The organism is Bacillus horti, from assembly GCF_030813115.1.
Lineage (GTDB): Bacteria > Bacillota > Bacilli > Caldalkalibacillales > JCM-10596 > Bacillus_CH > Bacillus_CH horti.
Genome location: NZ_JAUSTY010000009.1, coordinates 23,987 through 44,522, shown reverse-complemented (window position 1 = coordinate 44,522; position 20,536 = coordinate 23,987). Strand labels below are relative to the sequence as shown.

Here is a 20,536-nt window from a genome sequence, read left to right as displayed (position 1 = left end):
ATGAATAAAGGATGTCCACATCATCATAGCAGATGATTTGTGAACATCCTTTTCTTTGCTTATAAGTCTTGCTGTGCTAAAAATTCTCTCGTTATACGAATGAAATCTTCTGGCTTTTCCTTCTGTGGCCAATGCCTAGCCTCTTCAATTAGGAACAATTCTGAGTTTGGAATAAGCTGATGTGCCTTATGGGCGTGTGCTACCGGAACTGTCCGATCCTCTGTACCGTGTACGATAAAAGTCGGAGCCTTGATCTGTGGCATTCGACTAGAAAAATCACTTTTCAAGCCTTGTCGACCAAGATACTCACTTTTCTGTAAAGAACCAAAAGCTTTTCCGGCATGAGGACTTTGAGCAGCCTTTTGACAATCATCAAGTAGCTTTTCTGTTACATTCTCAGGGTTATAGAAAAGACCAGATAGCACAATTTGCTCAGTCATTTTTCTGCTTTTCGCCATCATCTTGTAGGAAAGTGCATTTAAAGGCGTGTTTACATAGAAGTGATAGGTGAAATAATGCCATTGCCATTTATCCAAAATGCCATTAGAGTTTACTAGCCCAAGCACCTGCAATTGATCTGGATACGTTATAGCATACTCAATCGCAATGCCTCCACCCATTGAAATTCCAATGATAATTGGATTATTTAAGTTTAATTCCTTTATAAGATCATGCGTAAATTTGGTGTAAAACGTATTTGAATATTCAATTCCTTGTTTATACTCTGATTGACCGTAGCCCGGAAAATCAGGTGCATAAACCTGATAATTCTCCGCTAAAGGCTCAATGACCTCGCTCCAGGAAAGCATAGCGGAATCAACACCTGCACCGTGGATTAAAAGGATTTCTGGACCAGATTCACCAGCCATGTAACAATGTGTTTTAAATCCTTGAACTTCTAGCGTTTTCGTTGTCATTTTGGTCGTTGTTTTGCTCATGTCATTTCCCTCCTTGTACTATGACTGGACCAAGCACCATATCAAAACAATCCTGTATCCATTCCTCTGCCTGTCTCTCACTATTTGTGGCCCACAGTAATAACGCTCCGGTAATAGAGGACTGCAAAATTCTGCTCATTTTAGGAACATCGCAGGATAAAAGCTCTCCATTATCTACTCCTTTATTAAGAAAGAACTGAATCCCCTCATCCACTATCTCTAAACGCTTCTTCGCTTTTTCCCTAAGCTCAGGGTCACTGATACAATCCGTGTAAAAGGAACCGATATTTGCGCAATGAATGGGGTCTCCATTTTTGACCACCCACATTAAAGCAATTTCTCTAAGCGCAGCTATCGAAGAAGAAGAATGCTTCTTAACATCATTGAGACTCTGCTCTGACAGATCATTTAAATAATCGAAAAAAGCTAGGAATAGCTCTTTCTTAGTACTAAACCGCTGAATAAGAGCCGCTGGAGAAATACCTACATGCTTGGCTACTGCACTTAACGTAACCTTGGAATAACCAAGATCTCCTAAAGCAGCCAAAATGCCCTTAAAAATACGATCATCTGTAAATTCCTTAGGTCTTGCCATTGTTACCACCTCGCAATAGTAAGAAATGAATAGTAAATTTTATTTGAGCATACAATTAATTAATGAACGTTCATTTATTAATTATAATACATGTATATACGTATCTCGTCAACCTTTTTATATCAAGAAAAAAAGTGACTCTAATGAGCCACTTCATAAACTTGCGATAAGCTTCTATAAGAATATTATCTAAGAGCTAATCATCCAGGAGACTCCAAACTTATCTTCAAGCTCACCGTACAGACCGCCCCAAAAAACAGAATCAAGAGGTTTGACTATCCTTCCACCTGTAGCGAGATTTTCAAAAGCTGCCTTACCCTCATCTGCATCTTTGAACTCTAGATTCAAACTAAAGTCATTTCCACGTGTAAGAGGATCAAGTGAGTCTGCCATAAAAATCGTTACTCCACTTACGGTGATACACATATGCATTACTTTATCTTTACCTGCCGTATTCCCCTCAGCTCCTGGAGCCTCTCCATACGTGATAACAGAATTCATTTCTCCTCCAAGCGCGTCTATATAAAATTCAGCCTGTGCTCTTGCATCTTCTGAGAAAAGAAATGTTTTAAGTGTTGCCATCTTCTTCATCCTTTCATTCTTAGATTAGGTATATTGCTTATTATATCTTTATGAAGCCTGTAGATTTCTTCTAGCTTGCTATTTTCACCCTAAGATTACGAGCAAAAAGCTACAGCACAATGAAAAAAATGACGGTAAGGAGTTAAGACCTTATCGTCATTTTTTATATCGCCAATATTTCTTTTTCATAGAAGAAAGCATTTTAATATATAAGTTATTACTCAGCTTGTCCAAGAAATCCTTCTGTAAAAATCTCTAAAAGGTACTCAAGAGTAATCGGATCACTGTAGGATGAAGCTTTTGCTTCAATTTCAATGACTCTATTGTTCTGAACGGCAGGAAGGCCATTCCAGATTTCTGTATTCATAACATCAGCCGTTCCAGCAAGACTCCTGCTGGCTACGATAAAGTCCCCTGAATACTCGGGCATCACTTCAAGTGATAAGTTATACATTCCCGGACCTAAAGCATCTTCTTTTACTTTCTCAGGCATCTCTAATTTCATAGCTTGATACAGTATTTCTGTTCCACGAGCCCAGTTATCTCCATAAACATAAAGACCGCTATCTGCAACTTCAAATACCGATACAGTCACATCATCACCATATTTAGCTTTGATTTCATTACCGATAGTAGCTGTTCTCTCTTTAAAGTCATCTACCCAATTCAGTGCCTCTTCCTCTTTGTTTAACAGCTTTCCAATTTCAATCTGTTGGTCTAAATAATCTAGCTTACCCCATGTATAGACAACCGTAGGAGCTATTTTAGCATATTCCTCGATATTACTCATATGTGAGCCGGCTATAATAAGATCAGGAGTCTGAGAGGCAATACTTTCTAGATTTCCCTCTGATACGACTGTCACACCCTCCAATTTCTCAGTGAATAGAGGATTTGCCTCTGTCCATTCATCTACACCAACTAAGTTCCCTCCTAGCGAGAGTACATTAGGAGCATTTGTCAAAGCAACAATTCTAGTTGGGTTTGCTGGAATCTCTACTGGTCCTAATTCAGATTCGTAGATGACTGTTCCAGAAGCCTCCTCCTCAACTGGCTCTGTTATATTCTCCTCTTCATTTGACTCTTGTGAAGCTGTTTCTTGTTCCTCTGAAGCAGGTTCGTTAGCAGAATTACTTCCACAAGCACTTAGAACCAAGGTCAATAAAAGTAAGGCAAGCATCGCTAAGTATGTTTTATTCTTCATCATCAAAGATTCCCCTTTATGTTTGCATATAATGATAATCATTATCAATCACGAGTATGATTATAAAACACATCATAGCTGATGTCAATCTGTTGTCACTCTCGTTTCCTATCTGTCATTAAACTGACAAAAGTTACTCTTACACAAAAAGCACCTCAATTGTTTATTTGTACAAACAATTGAGGTGTAGCTTAATTTGCTTATTTCATTTTTTCAATAAATCTACCCTCCTGATAGGAATATATCATATGGCTTTCATCAACCGATCCTGTTAACAAATAATCCTTAACGAAGCCTTCAACTTCCTCTGGCTTCATATGCTGATACCAGGTACCCTCAGGATACACAACAACTGAACAAGCATCTCCGCAACGAGCAAGACAAGAGGTTGCCGTAACCCGGACTGTTTTCTGATCATCATACTCGTCAACTACCTGTTTAAACGCCTGTAATACCTCTTCACCTGCACCTCTATTTGAGCAGCAGTGTCCGTTACATACGAGGACATGACGCTGTAAACTCCCCATTAGCTTCCTAGATAGAGCTCGCTTTTTCTGACGCTCCTCTTCCGTTAATACCTTTGGTTTAACTTGATTTGACTCCATAGTCATCCCCCTCCCTGTTCTTCTCCTTAGTAAGCCCAATGATTTCAAAGGTTAATTTCCCCGTTCTCTTACTCTCACTAACCATGGCTTCTACCGAGAAAACCTCACGAAACATAGATTCTTTAGCGACCTTACTTGGTTCACCAGAATCGTAGATTCGGCCATCCTTAATGACGAATATCTGATGAGAATACTGAATCGCCTGCTGAATATCATGCAGGATCATGATGACTGTTAAACCGAGCTCCTTATTCAAGCTTTTAACCAGCTCAAGCATCTCTAGCTGATGGTTAATATCCAAATAAGTGGTTGGTTCGTCTAGTAGCAGGATGGTCGGCTGCTGAGCCAAAGCCATCGCCAACCAAGCACGCTGACCTTCACCACCTGACAGGCTATCTAGCTTTCTAGCAGCCATATGAGCAACACCAGTCTGAGTCATCGCCCATTGGACAATCCTCTTGTCATCAGACTCCCCTTTTTTCCACATTCGTCGATGCGGAAATCTGCCATGCTCGACCAAATCCAAGACCGTTAAATCCTCAGGAGCTTTCGGTTTTTGAGTTAATACAGCCATTTGGCGTGACAGCTCTTTAGCAGAAACCTTAAAAAGATTTCGATCGAGAAAAAACACTTGTCCCTCTAACGGCTTTAGATTTTTGCTTAGTGTTTTCATTAATGTGCTTTTTCCAGAGCCATTCGGACCAATAATAGAATGTATCTTTCCTTGCTCTATCGTAAGACTCAGCCCGTTAATAATCACATGCTGATGGTAGCCTAGCTTTACATTGTCTAGCTTCATCATTGTCATTCTTTAGTGCCCTCCTTATCGATTACCGCGCTTCACGCCGAAGCAGGTAGAGGAAAAATGGCGCTCCTATTACAGCCATTACCACACCTACAGGAATTTCTGTTGGTGAAAAAGCAACTCTAGCTAAAGTATCACTTAGCGTGACAACCCCTACTCCGAGCAACGCAGATGCCGGAAGCAAAATCCTATAATCATTACCAACAAGCAATCTAGCAGCGTGAGGAACAATAAGTCCGACGAAGCCTAACAGCCCTACTATTCCCACAGCACTCGCTGCTAGCAAAGCTGCTACGGCAGTTAGAATCAAACGTGTTCCTTCAACATTGATTCCTAAGCTACGAGCATTTTCATCCCCTAATAAAAGAATGTTTAATCTCTTAGCATAAAGTAAAGCTAAAATAAGACCCACTATTGTATAAGGAAGCAACGTTTCAAATTGTGGCCAGCTTCGTGTAGACAAGCTTCCCGCCATAAACATCATTGCTCCATGTACTCGATCACTATAGAAAACAAGAAGCCCAGTAATTCCTGCACCGAAAAAGGCTGAAACAGCAACCCCTGCTAAAATAATACGGATTGGACGAATGCCATCCTTCCAGCTCAAAATATAGATGATAATAGCAGCCAGCATCGCTCCAACAAAGGCAACAGGAGTAACCAAATGTGAATACTGCGGATATAGGATTAATAAAATTATGGCAAAGAATCCAGCTCCAGCATTCACTCCAATAATTTGAGGATCAGCTAAAGGATTCTTCATCACTCCCTGCAAAATTGCCCCAGCGATAGCTAAATTAATTCCTACCATGGCTCCGATCAAAGTTCTTGGGAACCGAATATTCCAAATGACCTCTCTAGCCGACCCTTCACCACCCATAATTAAATAGCTCCAAACATTTCTCCAAGGAATCGTCATTGTCCCTTTACTAATGCTTATCGTTACACTAACAAGAGCAAGGACAAGAAAGGCTAAAACAACCCATAAGCGCCACATTTTCCGCTCACGAACCTGCTCCCATCCAATTGGATCTACTTGAGAGACCTCCTGATTCGGATGCACATTCGATGAATTAAGGCTCATTAGAAAAAATCTCCGGATACAGAAGTGTAGCCATGTATTCTACAGCATCGTCAAAATAAAGACCGGGGTGCACCAAAAATAAATCCTGAGGTAGAAAATAGATCTCGTTATCCTTTACCGCCTGAAGGCTGCCCCATGCTGGATTATTTTCTATGTCCTGACGAATACGGCCCTGTACGACCTCATCATCACCCATGGTTGTTAGTAAAATTTTATCTGGATTATCCTCTACCAATTTCTCAATGCTATAGGGTGTTTTATCTGGACGATCATTTAGTGGAGAGCTCCCTGCAGCAACATTATTCAAACCAAGTATTTTTGCTGCACTTCCAGCTATAGAGCCATCAAGCTCTAAGGCAACATCACGTGGATTAATATGGACAATAGCAATCTTTGGCTTATCTTCAGGGAGCTTGTCTTGAATAGAACTAATTTTCGCCTTCATGTCATGTAGTCGTGTATCAACGATATCCCGATTACCTGTAATTTGGGCAAAAATCTCTGCTTTCTCCACAGCATCGTCATAATCATTAATACGCAGCAAAATAATTGGAATACCACTTTGACTCAGGATATCTACCAATCCATCATGATGATTCAAACTACCAATAACTAAATCTGGCTGTTGCTCAACAATTGCCTCTGCATATCCACCTAAGTGGCCCACATTAGGAAGCTCATACGCCTCTTGGGGCAAGTGCTTCATGTCAATATGCTCTGGAATGGTAGGTCCACCAACTGGCGTTGCACCAGCGGCATACGTCATGTCTAAGGTCGTAGGTAAAAGTGGTAAAATTCTCTCTGGCTTCTGTTCTAGAGTGACCGTTCTTCCCGCGTCATCCATGATCTCAGCATATATGCCTTCTCCCTCAGTTCCCGTTGCTACCTCACTTGTCTCCTCTTGGTTCATATCAATAGCCTGATTTCCACCATTCCCTGGAGCTTGTGATTCCGTGTTTCCTGAGCAAGCTGTTAAAATAGCCATAAAAGCAGCAAGACTAAGTATGATCATCTGTTTTTTCATTATTCATTACACCTCTCTATGTATTAGCTAATAAATGATTAGTTAAAAGTCATTCGCTATAAAGTTGATGTATGTGCCTCTTTCAGAAATAGTGTCACGATTCCTAAGTACTGTATGTGACATTTATCACATGTACCCTACTACCTTTATAACCATTTCCTCACCATTTACTCCTTTATAGTCTATATCTTTTGAACGATGTGAAGGACATGCACCTTGATCTTCTTCCTATTATTTAGATACCTCTTTACAATACTCTCTTTCTACCAGCTCCCTATAGCTACACTAGCATCTTTTCAATCCTCCTAACATGACCCTTATGAGCTATTATTGTTACTAAGCTGTGAAAAATAAATATAACTACCTAAATGACACGCACCCACTCTATCAGCATCCCATTAGTTTGTATAAAATGCCCTATGATATAATACTTAATGAAAAAATTATCAGATATATCAGAAAGGAGTAATAAAAATGTACGAGAAGCAGGCTTCAAGGAGAGACGACAACCATTTAAATCAACTCGCTTCTGTCGGACAAATTGCTGCAGGTATTGCTCATGAGATTAAAAACCCTTTAACGGCTGTAAAAGGTTTTTTACAACTACTTGATGAGCAATATGACAAAAATTATATTGAAATTGCGCAGAAGGAACTTGAAAATGCACTTGATGTTCTGCATAACCTACTACAAGTTTCAAAGCCAGATTTTGAAAATGAAGCTATTGTTCCTATCGATATCACCATTGAATTGGAAGCTTTAATACAATTGTTTCAGGATCAGTTTTATCGAGTTAAAGTACATACAGACTTTAGAAATCCAGGCCAGCTTATAGTAGGAAAAAAAAATTTGCTAAAAAAAGCCCTATTTAACCTGATTAAAAACGCGATTGAGGCTATTCCTGAAGAAGGAATCATTCATATTTCCCAAGTTGCCTTTCATAACTTTGTGAAAATAACCATAGAAGACAGTGGGAATGGCATTCCAGAAGACAAACTTCACATGCTAGGCACTCCATTTTTTACTACCAAAGTAAATGGGACAGGTATGGGTTTGACATTTGTTTACTCGACTATGCACCAACATAATGCCACCATCAATGTGGAGAGTAGTGAAACAGTGGGGACAAAATTTACTATTATTTTTCCTAAGAAGCAAGATGCTTTAGCTAAAAAAGAATTAGCCTTATTAGACTTAAATCCCACTCAAAGTATAAAAGATTTTTTTGCTCTGAATAGAGAAGCCTTCGAAAAACAGCTTTTTACTGGAGCTGTAAAAGAAAAAATGGATAAAATACCTCCTATTAAAAACATCAATATAATAGAAGATACTCATAAGCTTGTAGATTATATAGTTGACGGGGAAGATCATGATATTATTGATTTTGCTAAAAGTGAAGGAAGTATTTGGGCCAAACAATCTCTACCCTTCGAATTAAAGCTGGAATTGGTCCAAGCAGTTCGCCGAGTTGTATTGGAATTTTTAAATAATTATAAGTATAGTAATAACCATTCAGATACTGAACAATTTGATAATTTGTGGAAACGAATTGAGGAACTAATAGACCTTTATCTTATCCATCTATTCGAACGTTACTCCCAATTAAATGAAGAGCTTATACGTACACAGAAAAAAATAATAGAGGATCTTTCTGTACACATTTTACCCGTTTCACATGATATTTTCATTCTTCCTCTAAAGGGGACTATTGATATTCTTCGTTCAAATTTTATTAGAGATGAATTGATTGAACAGATTAGAGCTCTAGGGATTAAAACCATCATTATTGATTTTTCTGGTGTGAGCACTATAAAAACTAACGCCTTTAAGCAGATTTCTCTTATTTTAGATGGCGTAAGAATGATGGGATGTCAGGCTATCGTTACCGGGTTAAGACCCGAAGTTGTCAAAACAATGCTCTCTTTAGAATTTTCCTTTGAGAACAAAGCTACAATAAAAGGGAGTCTGCAAGAAGCTTTTTATGACCTCAATATATTATCTAATTCATAGGCTGTTCCAGTCCATGTTTAAAATATAAGATATTAATAGCCTCTGTCCCTGAAAGGGAAGTTAAAATAAAAAAATAAACGCCTTATCCATTTGTTATGGGTACGGCGTTTTTAGGAGGATTCATCGCAGTGAAAAATGGACCTAATTTCCATGTATAAAATTAAAACCATTGAGCCATATTATTTTCATTATCTGTTAACTTAACAGCCCCGCTTATATTAGAAAAACTTGGGCTTATCACCAAGTCATGTCGAAAGCCTTAGTTTTTTATACTATCTACCTCTGGAAGTTATTAAATTCTGATAGTACAAGCAAAAAACTCTTTCGCCTCCTTTCTGGAAGCATTAGTGTAATCTTAGTTCGGGAAGGTGTGTAGATTGGATTTTTACAAAAGTCAGGAAGCATTAACAGCCGTTGAATGGGTCTTAAGAGGCGCAGTAAGTTTTATTTTTTTATTGCTTGCTGCCAAACTAATGGGACAGCGTTCTATTTCTCAATTGAGGCTTCTTGATTTCATTGTTGCCTTGACCCTCGGCAATATTATTGCTCATCCGCTCTCAGACGAGAAATTAGGCTTAGCAGGCTCTATGATTACTACCCTTGTTCTCATTTTGTTATATATTGCAGCGACGTGGATTGGTTTGAAGTGGTCATTATTCAAACAATTTCTTGATCCATCTCCAATCACACTCATTAAAAATGGACAAATTCAATTTCATAATCTGTCCTCAGCAAGAATCTCTATAGATTTTCTATTTTCCGAGCTTCGTAAAAAACAGGTAGACGATGTTGAAAAGGTTACTCTTGCCATGTGGGAGCCTGGGGGGACAATATCCGTTTTTCTGAAATCTCCATATCAATCACTTACTCCATCTGATATAAAGCTGGAAACTCAACCCTTAAGTCTCAAAAGGCCCATCATCATAGACGGGAAAATTGATAAGTCCCTACTTAAAGAATTAGGAAGAGACAGTGTATGGCTTGAGCAAAAGCTCGTACCTTCTAATACATTAATCCGCGACGTGCAATTAGCAACCATTGATGGTAACGAAAATGTATGTGTGTACTCTAAACTGACAATCAAATGAATTCAAAGTTTCGGCAAGAATAGTGAAGTAACATTAATAGTTGTTACTAGCGTTTATTGCTTTGTCAGCAGGTCAAGCAAATAAGTCTTTAAGTCGACAATCCGTAAATATTGAGGTTTGTGTTCCGTGCCGCTAATAATTAAAGGGACAAGCGATTCCATTTTACGTATGGAACCGTGACCGCCTCCACCCTTATGCGTTGGTGAACTTCTGTCTGCCAGTTCGTATCCGGGCTTTGCTGTCACAACCAAAAAGTTACCTTCATGCGAATTTAACGCTCCTGATAGACGTTGTAGTGCATCAGGATACTCTCCATAATTTATTGTTTGATCAGCAGTATTCACTTCAAGATCCAAAACCTCATAGTCCTGTTCGACGGTCCATGACTGTTTGTACTGATCGATCATGTTTCCGTTTGCTTTGAATCTGAGCTGTTTGCCAGTTAACCCTTGGATAGCATAAATCCATTCCCTTTCTTTCCACGCTATAATATCGATACGCGGTTCCCTTATTAATCCATTTGCCACATCTTCAAGAGAACGATCCTTATTTAAAAGATAGACATAGGCCATCGTTTCGTTGACGGCGAGAATGATATCTGTATCCGTTGAGACGGCTTCACCCGGGCGCAAAACTTTGGCATCTCCGAACAATTCGTGCAGTTTGATTTCTGGATTTTGATCAGCCGGAAGGATTTGAGTCATTCCACTGTCCCCTAGAATCATAATAATTGCTTCGTTTAAAGCTTTCTCCGGTGAACCAAATGCTTGTAGCAAAGATTGAAGCTGCTGATCGACCTCTTTAACACCACTCAGATCTGTTGGACCTTTCTTATGCAGTTTTTGGTCCAAATCGGATAAATAGACATACAGAAAATCCGGTAGTTTATTGGCTTGAATTAAATATTGTGCGACTTCAATTGCATATTTATTATTGAACCCCATTCTATTGGTAAGACCATCGGGAAGATTTAACACACTAGCTAATGGATTGGACAATGAACCAAACGCCAAGAAATCCGGTCCCTTCACTGAAATTTCTTTATCTAAAGAAGTGAAGCTTTGAATCCATTTTGGAATTGACAGCGTATGATCGTAAGCTCCTCGGTAAATCAGGCCATTAATTGAACCTGATTTTAATCCCCGCCACGCCAAATCATCATAGATGGTGGGGAGCTCTCTGCTTAAATGCCTTCCGTTCAAATGGATTAATCCATCAATAGCAACAGAATTGATACCCTGCTTAAATACTTCCATCGGTCCTGTTCCATAATTGATTACCTTCTGGTCATCCGTAGAATACCACGTCAAACCCGGTACAAGGTGACCATCAGGATATGTTCCGGTAAGCAGTGTGCTATCGATCGTGACCGACATTGTAGGAAAAGAGCTAACCAAATTTTGGTAATATTGTCCGTGCTCGATCAAAAATTGAAAAGTAGGAAGCTCTTGTTCACGAATTCCTTGATCGATGGACTGAGCCATTAAAGAGTCCACCAGCATTACAATAACTTTCTTTTTTTGTCCTCCGGCGGATTTAATATGTATTAAATCTAGCTCATTAGTCTTAGAGTTTTGGCAGCCACAAAGCAAGAGCAATATAAGAATGACCAAAACGATGTTCTTTCCAATTTTCCGCATCACAATTCACCCACTTGATGATATTCTGTCGCGGAAATTTCGGTGATATACAAGGAAAAATTTTCTTCCATGCCACTTTTTTCTTAGAGTCAAAGTCATGAACTTTAATTTTGCACTGGAGAAGCTCCCAGATCGGTTATTACACTAAATGATGACGGTTGGTTAATCATAATTATAGAACTAAAAAATCCAAAGAAAATCACTCAAAATCAAGGAGGTGTTTTCTTCTGGATTTTTTAATGTTTATAGCTGTTCGACTTTTTAAATAATCTATCTGCAGGTACCCTTTTTACTTTTGCTCCATAACTGCAAAGTAGTTCTCCTCATCATCGGCAAAGTTAAAAACTCGACCGAAAGGCATTTCTACCAGTTCTCCAACCGTCACTTCCTTATTTGATAAATCACTGTAGAGTTGTTCAATATCCTTTGTGAAGAACATAAGAGAAGGTGTACCTAGATTCAACTCGGGAGACATCTTTGCCACGAAATCCTTATTGTGAAGAATAAGGCTTGTCCCAGCATCATCCTTTGAAGGAGCAACCTCAATCCATCTCATTCCTTCTCCATTATCCTCTTCAGCCATTAAATGAAACCCAAGCTTTTCTGTCCAAAAATGGAGCGCCTTATCCTGATCATTCACATACAACATAATCTGGCCTACTTTACTAAACATGAGATTTCACTCCTCTTTCATATTTTCTCTTATAACTTAAGTGTTTCGTGTTGATTACTCTTCAATTTCTTCTTTTCAATATTTAATCTATCTTACAACTTCTATTTTATTATGCTTCAGCCTATAGTCAATATTTAAAAAAACACTCCGAATCGGAGTGTCTCAGTCTACAAAATATAACTTATGCTTTAACTTTTGCTACCTGAACTTTTACTCTCCTTAATTTTCCCAAGGAAGTAACCGTCTACTTCGTTTAGCTTGCCTCTCCATAGAACCTTCCCTTTGGAAGGCATGCCTTTATTGTCGGCCAAATAAATTTGAACGTTCTTCAGATGAATAAAATGAATCTCATCGTCGTCTGCTTCCCCAGCCGACTCCCCAGCGTTACTCAGCTGATCGCCCAATTTTTTCGAAATATCGTTGCCTTCCTCAAAAGATTCGGCTAGTGATTGAAAATATTCCTGTGCGGAAATGGTCGTACCGGATATCATTGCTCCGTTTACATTCAATGTAATGTCTAATGAGAAATCATGCTTATTCGTCGCTTTAACAAAAAATTCAAGTGTGCTGTCTTTGGAAGCTGTTGAATTCATGGTCATTACTCCTTTCTACCGCAGATTATTTAGATGTATCGTCGTCTCTTGAAACGGATGTTTCCGCTTTTGAACTACCTGCCGACTTTCTTTTCCCTGCACCTGAAGCAGTTGTCGATGTTTTCTTGCTCTTGGAGCTGGACTTATTCGTCGAGCTTTTTTTCGTAGTCTTTGATTTGCTGTTTGAATTGTTGTTTTCTTTCTTCTCTTCTTCGTCGTTCCCTTCGTCTACTTCTTCTTCCTCCTTTTGATCGTCATCTTTTTTTTCACTCTCTTCTTCAACTTCATCGACCTCGTTATCTTCGTCTTCATCAGCCGATTTATTTTTATTATCTGTGTCTTTGTCGTTATCATCGATTAGCCTTTGCAGCTTGTCTTCCAATCGTTGCAGCCGATCTTGAATTTCTTCGTTTTCTGACTCAAGCTTTTCGTAACGATCATCGTCTTCCGAATCCTGAGAGACCTTACCCTCTACTTCAGATTCTTGGTCCTCATTGTTTTTTGAAAACGTGTCCTTAACCTTGCCAACGATTCGTTGTGACTTCTCAAGACCGGAGTCTTTGATATCCTCTGCCTTCTTTTTTACTGCTTTGCCAAGATCCTTGCTCTTCTCTTTAAAAACAGTTGATCCTGCCGCAGCAACCACTTTCTTCCCGAGCTTCGGTTTAAGCATCAGAGCGAGCCCCGCCCCCAACACACCTCCTGCGATGGAGCGATAAACTGGACTATCAGCAATCTGAGCGATTTTTCCTTTATTGTTCTCCTCTGCCATCATTATTACCTCCCTCTTCCGTTTCTTTTAACCCGGATATTTTATCTTCCAGTAACCGCAATCGTTCATTAAGTCGCTTATTCTCTTCCTCCAAATCCATATTATTGTTTTGGGCCGCCTTGGAATTCAAATAGGGGTCAGATTCCCACCAATCCAGACCAATCTCTTTGGCTTTGTCTACAGAAGCCACGATTAATCGAATTTTGATCGTAAGCAGTTCAACATCAGCAATGCCGACGGTAATGTCGCCTGCAATGACAACCCCCTTGTCCAAAACCTTCTCCAAGACATCTACCAACGTGCTTGAATTATTAGGCATAAGTTGTCGCTCTTCCATGTGATCACTTCTTTCTTGGCAATAGATTGCCCAGAGGTCCAAGATCAATGTTCAAATCTTCATCCTCTAGGTTGAAAATCTGTTTCAGCTCATCCATTTTTACCTCGAGGTTCATCAATGCTACCCCAAGATCTTCAATCTGTTGATCGGTCAAAGTCCCGCCCTCCACACGCCGAATCGCATGTCGCTCAACGATTTGCCTGAGCAACTCGATCACCGTCATGACCAGTTGGGCAAGACCATGCTCAGCTTGATCAGGGTCCAAATGGATTCTGCCTCTCTTAAGTCTATCCTGTGGCATCAATTAGCGCCTCCTTTTGCTTGTCGAATTGTTCAGACGTGACACCCTGTATTGGATCTGCCAATGATGACTGAACCAAGGTTTCTACGGAAGCAATAAGCACTCGAAGATCAAGATACACCAAGTCCACTCCAGCAACCGAAATAATTAGGTCCCCTTTAATGGCGACTCCTTTATCAAGAATGACATCCAAAATGTCGATCAGTGAGACGTCTTTGTTAGCATCCATTGTTTCTCTTGTATTCATGTGACCAGTTCACCCTTCCCGCTAAGCTCAGCGAAATGATAAGCGGGCCATGGCCCGGATACCTCAATCGTCCATCCGTCTTCAGCAAATGAGGCTTTCTTCTCTCGAATATCCGTCAGGAAGTTGTCTATCCTTTCATCCTGCAAGAGATAGACACTGTTCCAGCTCATATTATCTTGTCGGCCTGTAGCCTCTTTGCTCCAATTCCTTTTAACTGTATCGGCCAGAGCAAATCTCTTTAATTCTTCATGGAACTGTGCGCAAAACTGGGTCTTATTCTCTTCCAGGTGTCGCTCCACCCACTGGTCAAGTTTTTTCTTCTCAAAGAACTGACGCCCGGGAGAAAGCTGGCTGATTTCTTCCTCCTTTGCAGCAATAACCGGGTCATGCTGCATCACATTTTCTCTTAGCATCGAATCGTTACAATAAATTTTGACATTCCATTCCTGACTGTTTTGTAGTTTCGCAAATAGCTGTCCTATTTCCTCTCGGACGTTTTCGATTTTTAACTCTAAGCTTGATTTGCTCTTGTGTATCGTGAAGAGCTTCATCGGTATGAGTGTATACTTTCTGTCCAGTGCTAGTAGCATTTCATGGTGACGCATCGCTTTTTCCTGTAGCCAAGCTAGGTTGGTGTTCATTCGCTCCTGAAGGACATCCTCCGCATACTCCCCAGCATCAAGCTCGCATACCACGGCAGTAATGGTGTCGCATGGAAGCGCATAGACGGCATGAACTCCATCCATTCCCTCAAAAGAAGGAAGGGATATGTATTCTAATTCCTGGCTAGGAATGAGACCATAAACATATATAAATGTGGACATCTTTTTATTCTCCCTTTTGTTTATTGATTCGTTTTTCCCACTGCTCCATCTCCAGCTTTTTCGCTATCTCGTAACGGATCAGAAGGTCTTCCTCCATAGATTTATAAGCTTTCTCAGATATCTCGCCAAGTTCATACATCATTTGCAGCTGAATGAGTTTTTGCTGAATATGTGAGAGGTCATAAAGCTCCTTATCTACCTCCTCCTGAATCTTCTCCCCTACTTTCACCACTAATTGGAGAGGGGCGCTGAAAAGCTTAAAAATCATCGTTGCGTCGCTGCCTGAATCTGAAGATTGATCTGAATAAAATTGTAAGCAGCCCATGGTCCGGTATATTTAAATTCAACTCTATCCTTCCACTTTTCATATACTTCGTTTACTTCCCTATCGAAGCTCTCCTCCTGATCGCAGTCGATTAGAAAGGCAGCATTCAGCAGCATAGTTTCGCTCGTCGGCTCGTTTGCTTTTGCAGCTGCAGACAATTTCTTCAAAGATTCATAGAGACTGCTTTTTACATCCCGCCGCAATTCATCTATTAAGTTCTGTGCCATCTCACCAAGCCTGATTCGGTCATAGTAACCTGCGCTTTTTGTTTTCCCGTTAACGGTCTTTTTCACTTTAGCAAACTGTGGACGCTTTTGAATTTCCTTCTCCAGCCATTCCTTCTTGCCGATTATTTTCAAACCCAGCTCGACCTTTCCTTTAATTTCCGGAAACAAAACAGCAAATTGCGAATAGAGACTCTCCAGCAGAAGAGCTACATCCTCACGTGTTTTAAATACATGACCAAAGCTGATCGGAATCACCGTATCGTTCTGTGCCATAATCCTTGAAACCACATCATGATGAATCATCAAGTTTTCCTTGTTCGGATGATAAATACTTAAAGGAACCTCTGCCGCAATTAGGGCTGAATCCTTGTAGTGAATCGATACAAGCCTTCGTTTGCTGTCAGCAATCTCGACATCACCTATATTCAATTCTTCCTCAGTTGTTTGTATCGCACAAAACACGTAAAACCCCTTCTCATTCATTTACAGTGTCACCTCGTTTTACTTTTTTGCTTCTATCTTTACCCGTCATCAACCGAACTGCGATACCTACGACCTACTCGTGAATAAGAGGTAATCTCATAATTCTTATTCATGGTCACTTGGTACACTCCCAACATTTCGTCCTTAGCATATCTTTTCATATAATCTTTTTCCTCGATTACTTCAATAGTAAGATCCCAGCCCTCATCTTTATTTCCCTCATCGTCCTGCTTTCTCTGTTCAACCGAAGTTATTTTATGGGGGGCTGCAATGTGTTCTTCAAAAAAATCGTTAGTCGTTTGTATTATCTTTTTAATTTCCATCATCTGCTCACACACTTTCCCTTGTAAGATAGTAACTGCCGGAGCCCATCAGCTCCGGCTTACATATTAGATACTTAATTGCATACTTCCACGATCAGTGGACTGTTCATGAGACAGTCCTTCCTCCAGCACCTCATCACGGAGCAAACCAACCGCTTCTGCATAACGCAACCACGTATCCACACTGGCTATGACGACTCTGGCTTCGACAGTTATTAGCTCGATGCCGACCAAAGAGACCCTCGCGAACACATCAATAACGACACCTTTATCCAATATGCGGTCAATAACTTCAGCCAAACTGGAACTATCCGTACTTTTTTGTATACTCATATTACTTTCTCTCCTTTCTATTGATTAATTAAGAGCCTAGTTTTTTGATTTGGGCATATCCTTTCACGTTCTGATGACTTTTCATCTGTCGGATGCCTTTCATACGATGTGCGCTTTTGATCTGGCTGATGCCTTTGATCTCATTAACGCCTTTTATTCTGGATCTGGATGAATTGGAGTTAATTTTATTCTGAAACTCCTCCCCAGCCTCCTTAACTTTTTTCAGCTTGTCCCGAACATCTAACATGACATCCTGAACTTTTTCCTTGGCTTTGTCCGCCAAGCTATGGACTGTTTCAGCATTGTTCTCTTTCACATACTCCAGCTTGTCCGCAGCATGATCCGCTTTTTCTTGAACTTCCTCTTGAAAGTTGGATTTAAGCTGCTCCAAGAACCACTCCTTCGATTTATCCTTGATCTTATCCTTAACATTTTCAGGGGTTTTGTCGATGATTTTGTCGGTCAATTGTTTGACACCCTTCTTCGCTTTCTCAGCAAGGCTTGCTTCTTCATTTCCAGAGTACGATTCTTTGGAGTCGCTCTTTGATGGTTTACTCAATCGACGGTCCTCCTTTCAAGATCATATAATGTCATTACCACCGATTAAAAAAAATAAACCATGCAAGTTACAGGAAACAAACATAACCCATCCATGTCTTATTTTATATACAGAATATTCAGATATTAATTATCGTAAACTTGTTGGGTCATTTTTTGTGTGTATACCGTTATCCCTTTCTCTTCATTTCAGCCTAGATATTGACTTTGCCATCGATCACTCTAAAATCCGAATAGTAGAGTAAAGAACTGAAATTTTCTTGACGGTCGTAAGGTCACCATTCTCATTCCAGCTCCTCCTCATCAAACTGTACGTAAGGTTTTCCCTTTTACGCTTTCCAATGTTCTACTTTCTTTGTGCGAACCTAAGACCAGCTGAATCTTTCGCCAACTGTACGACCTCCATAACTCTTCTACTGTGCTCAAGTAATAGTTTGACTGTCTCCGTATCCTGGTTGGCAATGATCTGTTCAAACTTAACGAACTCTTCATACATTCTGTGTGCATGGGCTTGTTGATTTACATTTACAGAATCCTGCTGATTCAAAGTGTAGACAAAGGATTCACATGTATTAGCTGGGCTATTTACTTGAAGCGTCCCCTGATCCCCTTGAATACTACAGAAAGAGTTTCCAGTGCTATCCTTAGCTCCCACACAAACTGCTTTAAAGCTTTCATAATCTAAAAGCAGTACTCCAGACGTATCGATATCCCTCTCCATATTTGGAAGATAGTTGACCCTCTTCGGACTTCCAAACAACCCTACTACCCAGTGAATATTATAAATATTAATATCCATTAGCGCTCCACCAGACATATCTGGATTAAAAGCTGGCAGGATGTTTCCCTGCTTAAAGGCATTATAACGAGAGGAATATTGAGAGTAGTTACATTGCACAATCTTAATTTCTCCAAGAGAATTCGAATCCATATATTCTTTAATCAGTTTAAAATTCTGAAGATGTAGAGTTGTAATCGCCTCAAGAAGAATAAGGCCCCTCTCCATTGCTAAGCCCTGTAGCTCCAAGAATTCCTCTAAATTAGAGGTAAACGGCTTCTCACAAATCACATGCTTGTCCCGAAGCAGCGCTTGTTTAACAAAGGGAAAATGCAAATGGTTCGGTAGAGCCACATAAATTGTGTCCACATCATTCTCCAGCATTCTAGAAAAGTCTGTATAGATGGCAGGTATTTCGTACTGCTGCTGCAAATCTCTTAGCTTATGTTCACTTTTTGAAGTGCCACATATCCCCTGCACCGATATATCAGGAATCTCATGAATGAAACTCAGTAGATCTATAACAATCTTTCCTGCTCCTACTATGCCTAGCTTCATATGTAACATTCTTCCTTTCTCTGAGAAGCACTAAAATAATATCTTACTATTATAATCCTTAGACTTAGAAAAGATCGAATAGTAGATTTGGTGCCTTCTCCTTCAATGAATCCCTCCTATACCAAGCACTCCACAAGGAATGAGTAAGATGTTATGATTGACCTGTTACTTTACAGAGAAAGGTTTTGTTCTCGTGCAAAATAAGGGCGTCATTATTGTCATCATTTCTGCAGCTTTTCTATTCACGTTTAGCCAATTCTTATTAATCACTGCTTATCCAACTATTATGAAAGAATTTAATGTAAATACAACGCAAGTTCAGTGGTTAACTACCGCCTCTTTACTTACCACTATTATCTTTATACCCTTAACCGGATATCTAGCGGATAAATTTTCATCTAGATCTCTTGTGATCTTTTCACTCGGATGTTTAGTACTGGGAACACTGATTGGATGCCTTTCCGTGGCTTTCAGTCAATTGATTTTTTCAAGAGTGGTTCAGTCCATAGGTGGTGGCATGATGTTGCCGCTTGTGCAGATAATTTTATTGACCGTGTTTCCCTATGAGCGACGAGGATTCGCTATGGGACTTTTGGGAGCTGTTGTTAATGTGGCTCCTGCAAGTGCTCCAGCTCTTTCCGGTATAATTATTGATTTACTTGATTGGCGTGCTTTGTATTGGGTTTTACTGCCACTAGCATGTGCAGTGCTATTGCTGGCTTTCATTGTCATGAAAGATGTTTTAGGGAAAAAAGACACAAAACTTGATCTCTTCTCAATTATGCTTTCTGCACTGGGATTCTCATTTTTTGTTTTTGGTTTAAGTAATATCAGTGTAGTTGGATTTATAAATGTGATGGTGATCATTCCGTTATTAATCGGTATATTTACGTTGTTCCTTTTTGTTCGCCGACAATTGCTTTTAAGAACGCCTGTGCTAAATCTTAGATTAATCAGCAATTCAACTTTCCGTTTAACAACTTTTTTAATATTTATTAATATGATGCTTCTCCTGTCTATGGAGACATTACTTCCTATGTTTTCCCAAGAGGTCCTGGGCACAAGCGCTTTCCTATCAGGCTTACTTTTAGTTCCCGGAACGATTATTTTATCGGTTGTAACCTTTATCTCCGGTAACTTGTATGATCAATATGGAGGTAAGAAAATAGCATTAATGGGATTCTCGTTGACATTCACCTCATTAATTTTAATGATTACGATAGGAATGGAAAGCTCGCCCTATTGGATTATGATCTTTTTTTGTGTGTTTATGATGGGATTTGGATTTACTCTCATGCCACTTGTAACCGTGAGTATGAATGCTCTTGAAAATACTGATATTTCACATGGATCAGCTATTATTAACACGGTGCGTCAATTTGGATTAATCTTCGGAATTATTGTATTTTCTTCTATCGTTAGTATGACTACCTCGGTTATGGGAACTCCTTATGAAGTTGGAGCTTATTGGGGAACGACTTATGCTTTTATTCTGATGGCAATTTTTGCGCTCATTGGTCTTATCTTGGCATGCTTTCTAAAGGAGGAAAATAAAGCAGCTAACCACGCTACCTGAAAGGACTCGTTGCAACACCTTAGGTGAGTCAAGAAGAAAATTTACTGAATTTA

General features: G+C 39.7%; 25 protein-coding genes. 3 read left to right on the top strand and 22 right to left on the bottom strand.

Annotated features, from left to right (window positions below; all coding sequences use genetic code 11):
- Window positions 1–59: 59 nt before the first annotated feature.
- From J2S11_RS11810 to J2S11_RS11775, 8 genes are all read right to left on the bottom strand, one after another.
- A complete protein-coding gene (locus J2S11_RS11810) occupies window positions 60–938 on the bottom strand; it encodes an alpha/beta fold hydrolase (RefSeq protein WP_307394771.1) in 879 nt (292 codons plus the stop codon).
- Between the two features lies 1 nt (window position 939).
- Entirely contained in the window at window positions 940–1,533 is a 594-nt protein-coding gene (locus tag J2S11_RS11805; protein ID WP_307394769.1) for a TetR/AcrR family transcriptional regulator, read from the bottom strand.
- 189 nt (window positions 1,534–1,722) lie between these two features.
- Window positions 1,723–2,115, bottom strand: coding sequence for a VOC family protein (locus tag J2S11_RS11800; protein ID WP_307394768.1), 393 nt, complete (start codon window positions 2,113–2,115; stop codon window positions 1,723–1,725).
- A 217-nt stretch (window positions 2,116–2,332) separates the two neighbouring features.
- Window positions 2,333–3,319 (bottom strand): iron-hydroxamate ABC transporter substrate-binding protein, encoded by a 987-nt coding sequence (locus J2S11_RS11795; RefSeq protein ID WP_307394961.1) that lies wholly within the window; start codon window positions 3,317–3,319, stop codon window positions 2,333–2,335.
- 200 nt (window positions 3,320–3,519) lie between these two features.
- Window positions 3,520–3,924: a (2Fe-2S) ferredoxin domain-containing protein gene (locus tag J2S11_RS11790; RefSeq protein ID WP_307394766.1), complete on the bottom strand. Its 405-nt coding sequence runs from the start codon at window positions 3,922–3,924 to the stop codon at window positions 3,520–3,522.
- Window positions 3,905–4,732 (bottom strand): ABC transporter ATP-binding protein, encoded by an 828-nt coding sequence (locus J2S11_RS11785; RefSeq protein ID WP_307394764.1) that lies wholly within the window; start codon window positions 4,730–4,732, stop codon window positions 3,905–3,907. Before J2S11_RS11785 ends, J2S11_RS11790 begins: the two co-directional genes overlap by 20 nt.
- Before the next feature lie 22 nt (window positions 4,733–4,754).
- Window positions 4,755–5,813: a FecCD family ABC transporter permease gene (locus tag J2S11_RS11780; protein WP_307394762.1), complete on the bottom strand. Its 1,059-nt coding sequence runs from the start codon at window positions 5,811–5,813 to the stop codon at window positions 4,755–4,757.
- Window positions 5,803–6,837 carry an ABC transporter substrate-binding protein gene (locus tag J2S11_RS11775; protein WP_307394760.1) on the bottom strand — a complete coding sequence of 345 codons (1,035 nt, stop codon included), beginning with the start codon at window positions 6,835–6,837 and terminating at the stop codon, window positions 5,803–5,805. Before J2S11_RS11775 ends, J2S11_RS11780 begins: the two co-directional genes overlap by 11 nt.
- 474 nt (window positions 6,838–7,311) lie before the next feature.
- Here J2S11_RS11775 and J2S11_RS11770 point away from each other — a divergent pair, with 474 nt between their 5' ends.
- Together J2S11_RS11770 and J2S11_RS11765 are read left to right on the top strand one after the other, a co-directional pair.
- Window positions 7,312–8,847 (top strand): ATP-binding protein, encoded by a 1,536-nt coding sequence (locus tag J2S11_RS11770; protein WP_307394758.1) that lies wholly within the window; start codon window positions 7,312–7,314, stop codon window positions 8,845–8,847.
- Window positions 8,848–9,224: 377 nt separating this feature from the next.
- Complete coding sequence (locus J2S11_RS11765; protein WP_307394756.1) at window positions 9,225–9,935, top strand: DUF421 domain-containing protein; 711 nt, start codon at window positions 9,225–9,227, stop codon at window positions 9,933–9,935.
- 53 nt (window positions 9,936–9,988) lie between these two features.
- Here J2S11_RS11765 and J2S11_RS11760 read toward each other — a convergent pair whose 3' ends face one another.
- The 14 genes from J2S11_RS11760 to J2S11_RS11695 all read right to left on the bottom strand — a co-directional run bounded on the left by J2S11_RS11760 (window position 9,989) and on the right by J2S11_RS11695 (window position 18,907).
- Complete coding sequence (locus J2S11_RS11760; protein WP_307394754.1) at window positions 9,989–11,575, bottom strand: alkaline phosphatase family protein; 1,587 nt, start codon at window positions 11,573–11,575, stop codon at window positions 9,989–9,991.
- 289 nt (window positions 11,576–11,864) lie between these two features.
- Window positions 11,865–12,248, bottom strand: a complete 384-nt coding sequence (locus J2S11_RS11755) for a VOC family protein (protein ID WP_307394752.1) — start codon at window positions 12,246–12,248, stop codon at window positions 11,865–11,867.
- Between the two features lie 188 nt (window positions 12,249–12,436).
- Window positions 12,437–12,841 (bottom strand): gas vesicle accessory protein GvpU, encoded by a 405-nt coding sequence (gene gvpU / locus J2S11_RS11750; RefSeq protein WP_307394750.1) that lies wholly within the window; start codon window positions 12,839–12,841, stop codon window positions 12,437–12,439.
- 25 nt (window positions 12,842–12,866) lie between these two features.
- On the bottom strand, window positions 12,867–13,613 hold the full coding sequence (gene gvpT / locus J2S11_RS11745; protein ID WP_307394748.1) for a YtxH domain-containing protein: 747 nt from the start codon (window positions 13,611–13,613) through the stop codon (window positions 12,867–12,869).
- Entirely contained in the window at window positions 13,594–13,950 is a 357-nt protein-coding gene (locus J2S11_RS11740) for a gas vesicle protein (protein ID WP_307394746.1), read from the bottom strand. The genes gvpT and J2S11_RS11740 overlap by 20 nt, the downstream gene beginning before the upstream one ends.
- Window positions 13,951–13,954: 4 nt before the next feature.
- Complete coding sequence (locus J2S11_RS11735) at window positions 13,955–14,251, bottom strand: gas vesicle protein K (RefSeq protein WP_307394744.1); 297 nt, start codon at window positions 14,249–14,251, stop codon at window positions 13,955–13,957.
- Window positions 14,238–14,498, bottom strand: a complete 261-nt coding sequence (locus tag J2S11_RS11730; RefSeq protein WP_307394742.1) for a gas vesicle protein — start codon at window positions 14,496–14,498, stop codon at window positions 14,238–14,240. Before J2S11_RS11730 ends, J2S11_RS11735 begins: the two co-directional genes overlap by 14 nt.
- Window positions 14,495–15,322 carry a GvpL/GvpF family gas vesicle protein gene (locus J2S11_RS11725; protein WP_307394741.1) on the bottom strand — a complete coding sequence of 276 codons (828 nt, stop codon included), beginning with the start codon at window positions 15,320–15,322 and terminating at the stop codon, window positions 14,495–14,497. The genes J2S11_RS11730 and J2S11_RS11725 overlap by 4 nt, the downstream gene beginning before the upstream one ends.
- A 4-nt stretch (window positions 15,323–15,326) precedes the next feature.
- The gene (locus J2S11_RS11720; RefSeq protein WP_307394739.1) at window positions 15,327–15,590 is read right to left on the bottom strand and encodes a gas vesicle protein GvpG; all 264 of its coding nucleotides are present in this window, start codon (window positions 15,588–15,590) and stop codon (window positions 15,327–15,329) included.
- Window positions 15,587–16,357, bottom strand: coding sequence for a GvpL/GvpF family gas vesicle protein (locus tag J2S11_RS11715; protein WP_307394737.1), 771 nt, complete (start codon window positions 16,355–16,357; stop codon window positions 15,587–15,589). Before J2S11_RS11715 ends, J2S11_RS11720 begins: the two co-directional genes overlap by 4 nt.
- Before the next feature lie 38 nt (window positions 16,358–16,395).
- On the bottom strand, window positions 16,396–16,683 hold the full coding sequence (gene gvpO, locus J2S11_RS11710) for a gas vesicle protein GvpO (RefSeq protein ID WP_307394736.1): 288 nt from the start codon (window positions 16,681–16,683) through the stop codon (window positions 16,396–16,398).
- A 63-nt stretch (window positions 16,684–16,746) separates the two neighbouring features.
- Window positions 16,747–17,013, bottom strand: coding sequence for a gas vesicle structural protein GvpA (gvpA, locus tag J2S11_RS11705; RefSeq protein WP_307394734.1), 267 nt, complete (start codon window positions 17,011–17,013; stop codon window positions 16,747–16,749).
- A 28-nt stretch (window positions 17,014–17,041) separates the two neighbouring features.
- Window positions 17,042–17,572, bottom strand: coding sequence for a gas vesicle protein GvpQ (gvpQ, locus tag J2S11_RS11700; RefSeq protein ID WP_307394732.1), 531 nt, complete (start codon window positions 17,570–17,572; stop codon window positions 17,042–17,044).
- Between the two features lie 345 nt (window positions 17,573–17,917).
- Entirely contained in the window at window positions 17,918–18,907 is a 990-nt protein-coding gene (locus tag J2S11_RS11695; RefSeq protein WP_307394730.1) for a Gfo/Idh/MocA family protein, read from the bottom strand.
- A gap of 193 nt (window positions 18,908–19,100) precedes the next feature.
- On the opposite strand from J2S11_RS11695, the gene J2S11_RS11690 reads away from it, so the two are divergent.
- Window positions 19,101–20,483: a DHA2 family efflux MFS transporter permease subunit gene (locus tag J2S11_RS11690; RefSeq protein ID WP_307394728.1), complete on the top strand. Its 1,383-nt coding sequence runs from the start codon at window positions 19,101–19,103 to the stop codon at window positions 20,481–20,483.
- Window positions 20,484–20,536: the final 53 nt, after the last annotated feature.

Excerpts from the sequence above, each read along its gene's own strand:
- J2S11_RS11810 (WP_307394771.1), bottom strand. The coding sequence starts at position 938 with ATGAGCAAAACAACGACCAAAATGACAACGAAAACGCTAGAAGTTCAA.
- J2S11_RS11805 (WP_307394769.1), bottom strand. The coding sequence starts at position 1,533 with ATGGCAAGACCTAAGGAATTTACAGATGATCGTATTTTTAAGGGCATT.
- J2S11_RS11800 (WP_307394768.1), bottom strand. The coding sequence starts at position 2,115 with ATGGCAACACTTAAAACATTTCTTTTCTCAGAAGATGCAAGAGCACAG.
- J2S11_RS11795 (WP_307394961.1), bottom strand. The coding sequence starts at position 3,319 with ATGAAGAATAAAACATACTTAGCGATGCTTGCCTTACTTTTATTGACC.
- J2S11_RS11790 (WP_307394766.1), bottom strand. The coding sequence starts at position 3,924 with ATGGAGTCAAATCAAGTTAAACCAAAGGTATTAACGGAAGAGGAGCGT.
- J2S11_RS11785 (WP_307394764.1), bottom strand. The coding sequence starts at position 4,732 with ATGACAATGATGAAGCTAGACAATGTAAAGCTAGGCTACCATCAGCAT.
- J2S11_RS11780 (WP_307394762.1), bottom strand. The coding sequence starts at position 5,813 with ATGAGCCTTAATTCATCGAATGTGCATCCGAATCAGGAGGTCTCTCAA.
- J2S11_RS11775 (WP_307394760.1), bottom strand. The coding sequence starts at position 6,837 with ATGAAAAAACAGATGATCATACTTAGTCTTGCTGCTTTTATGGCTATT.
- J2S11_RS11770 (WP_307394758.1), top strand. The coding sequence starts at position 7,312 with ATGTACGAGAAGCAGGCTTCAAGGAGAGACGACAACCATTTAAATCAA.
- J2S11_RS11760 (WP_307394754.1), bottom strand. The coding sequence starts at position 11,575 with ATGCGGAAAATTGGAAAGAACATCGTTTTGGTCATTCTTATATTGCTC.
- J2S11_RS11755 (WP_307394752.1), bottom strand. The coding sequence starts at position 12,248 with ATGTTTAGTAAAGTAGGCCAGATTATGTTGTATGTGAATGATCAGGAT.
- gvpU (WP_307394750.1), bottom strand. The coding sequence starts at position 12,841 with ATGAATTCAACAGCTTCCAAAGACAGCACACTTGAATTTTTTGTTAAA.
- gvpT (WP_307394748.1), bottom strand. The coding sequence starts at position 13,613 with ATGGCAGAGGAGAACAATAAAGGAAAAATCGCTCAGATTGCTGATAGT.
- J2S11_RS11740 (WP_307394746.1), bottom strand. The coding sequence starts at position 13,950 with ATGGAAGAGCGACAACTTATGCCTAATAATTCAAGCACGTTGGTAGAT.
- J2S11_RS11735 (WP_307394744.1), bottom strand. The coding sequence starts at position 14,251 with ATGCCACAGGATAGACTTAAGAGAGGCAGAATCCATTTGGACCCTGAT.
- J2S11_RS11730 (WP_307394742.1), bottom strand. The coding sequence starts at position 14,498 with ATGAATACAAGAGAAACAATGGATGCTAACAAAGACGTCTCACTGATC.
- J2S11_RS11725 (WP_307394741.1), bottom strand. The coding sequence starts at position 15,322 with ATGTCCACATTTATATATGTTTATGGTCTCATTCCTAGCCAGGAATTA.
- J2S11_RS11720 (WP_307394739.1), bottom strand. The coding sequence starts at position 15,590 with ATGATTTTTAAGCTTTTCAGCGCCCCTCTCCAATTAGTGGTGAAAGTA.
- J2S11_RS11715 (WP_307394737.1), bottom strand. The coding sequence starts at position 16,357 with ATGAATGAGAAGGGGTTTTACGTGTTTTGTGCGATACAAACAACTGAG.
- gvpO (WP_307394736.1), bottom strand. The coding sequence starts at position 16,683 with ATGATGGAAATTAAAAAGATAATACAAACGACTAACGATTTTTTTGAA.
- gvpA (WP_307394734.1), bottom strand. The coding sequence starts at position 17,013 with ATGAGTATACAAAAAAGTACGGATAGTTCCAGTTTGGCTGAAGTTATT.
- J2S11_RS11695 (WP_307394730.1), bottom strand. The coding sequence starts at position 18,907 with ATGAAGCTAGGCATAGTAGGAGCAGGAAAGATTGTTATAGATCTACTG.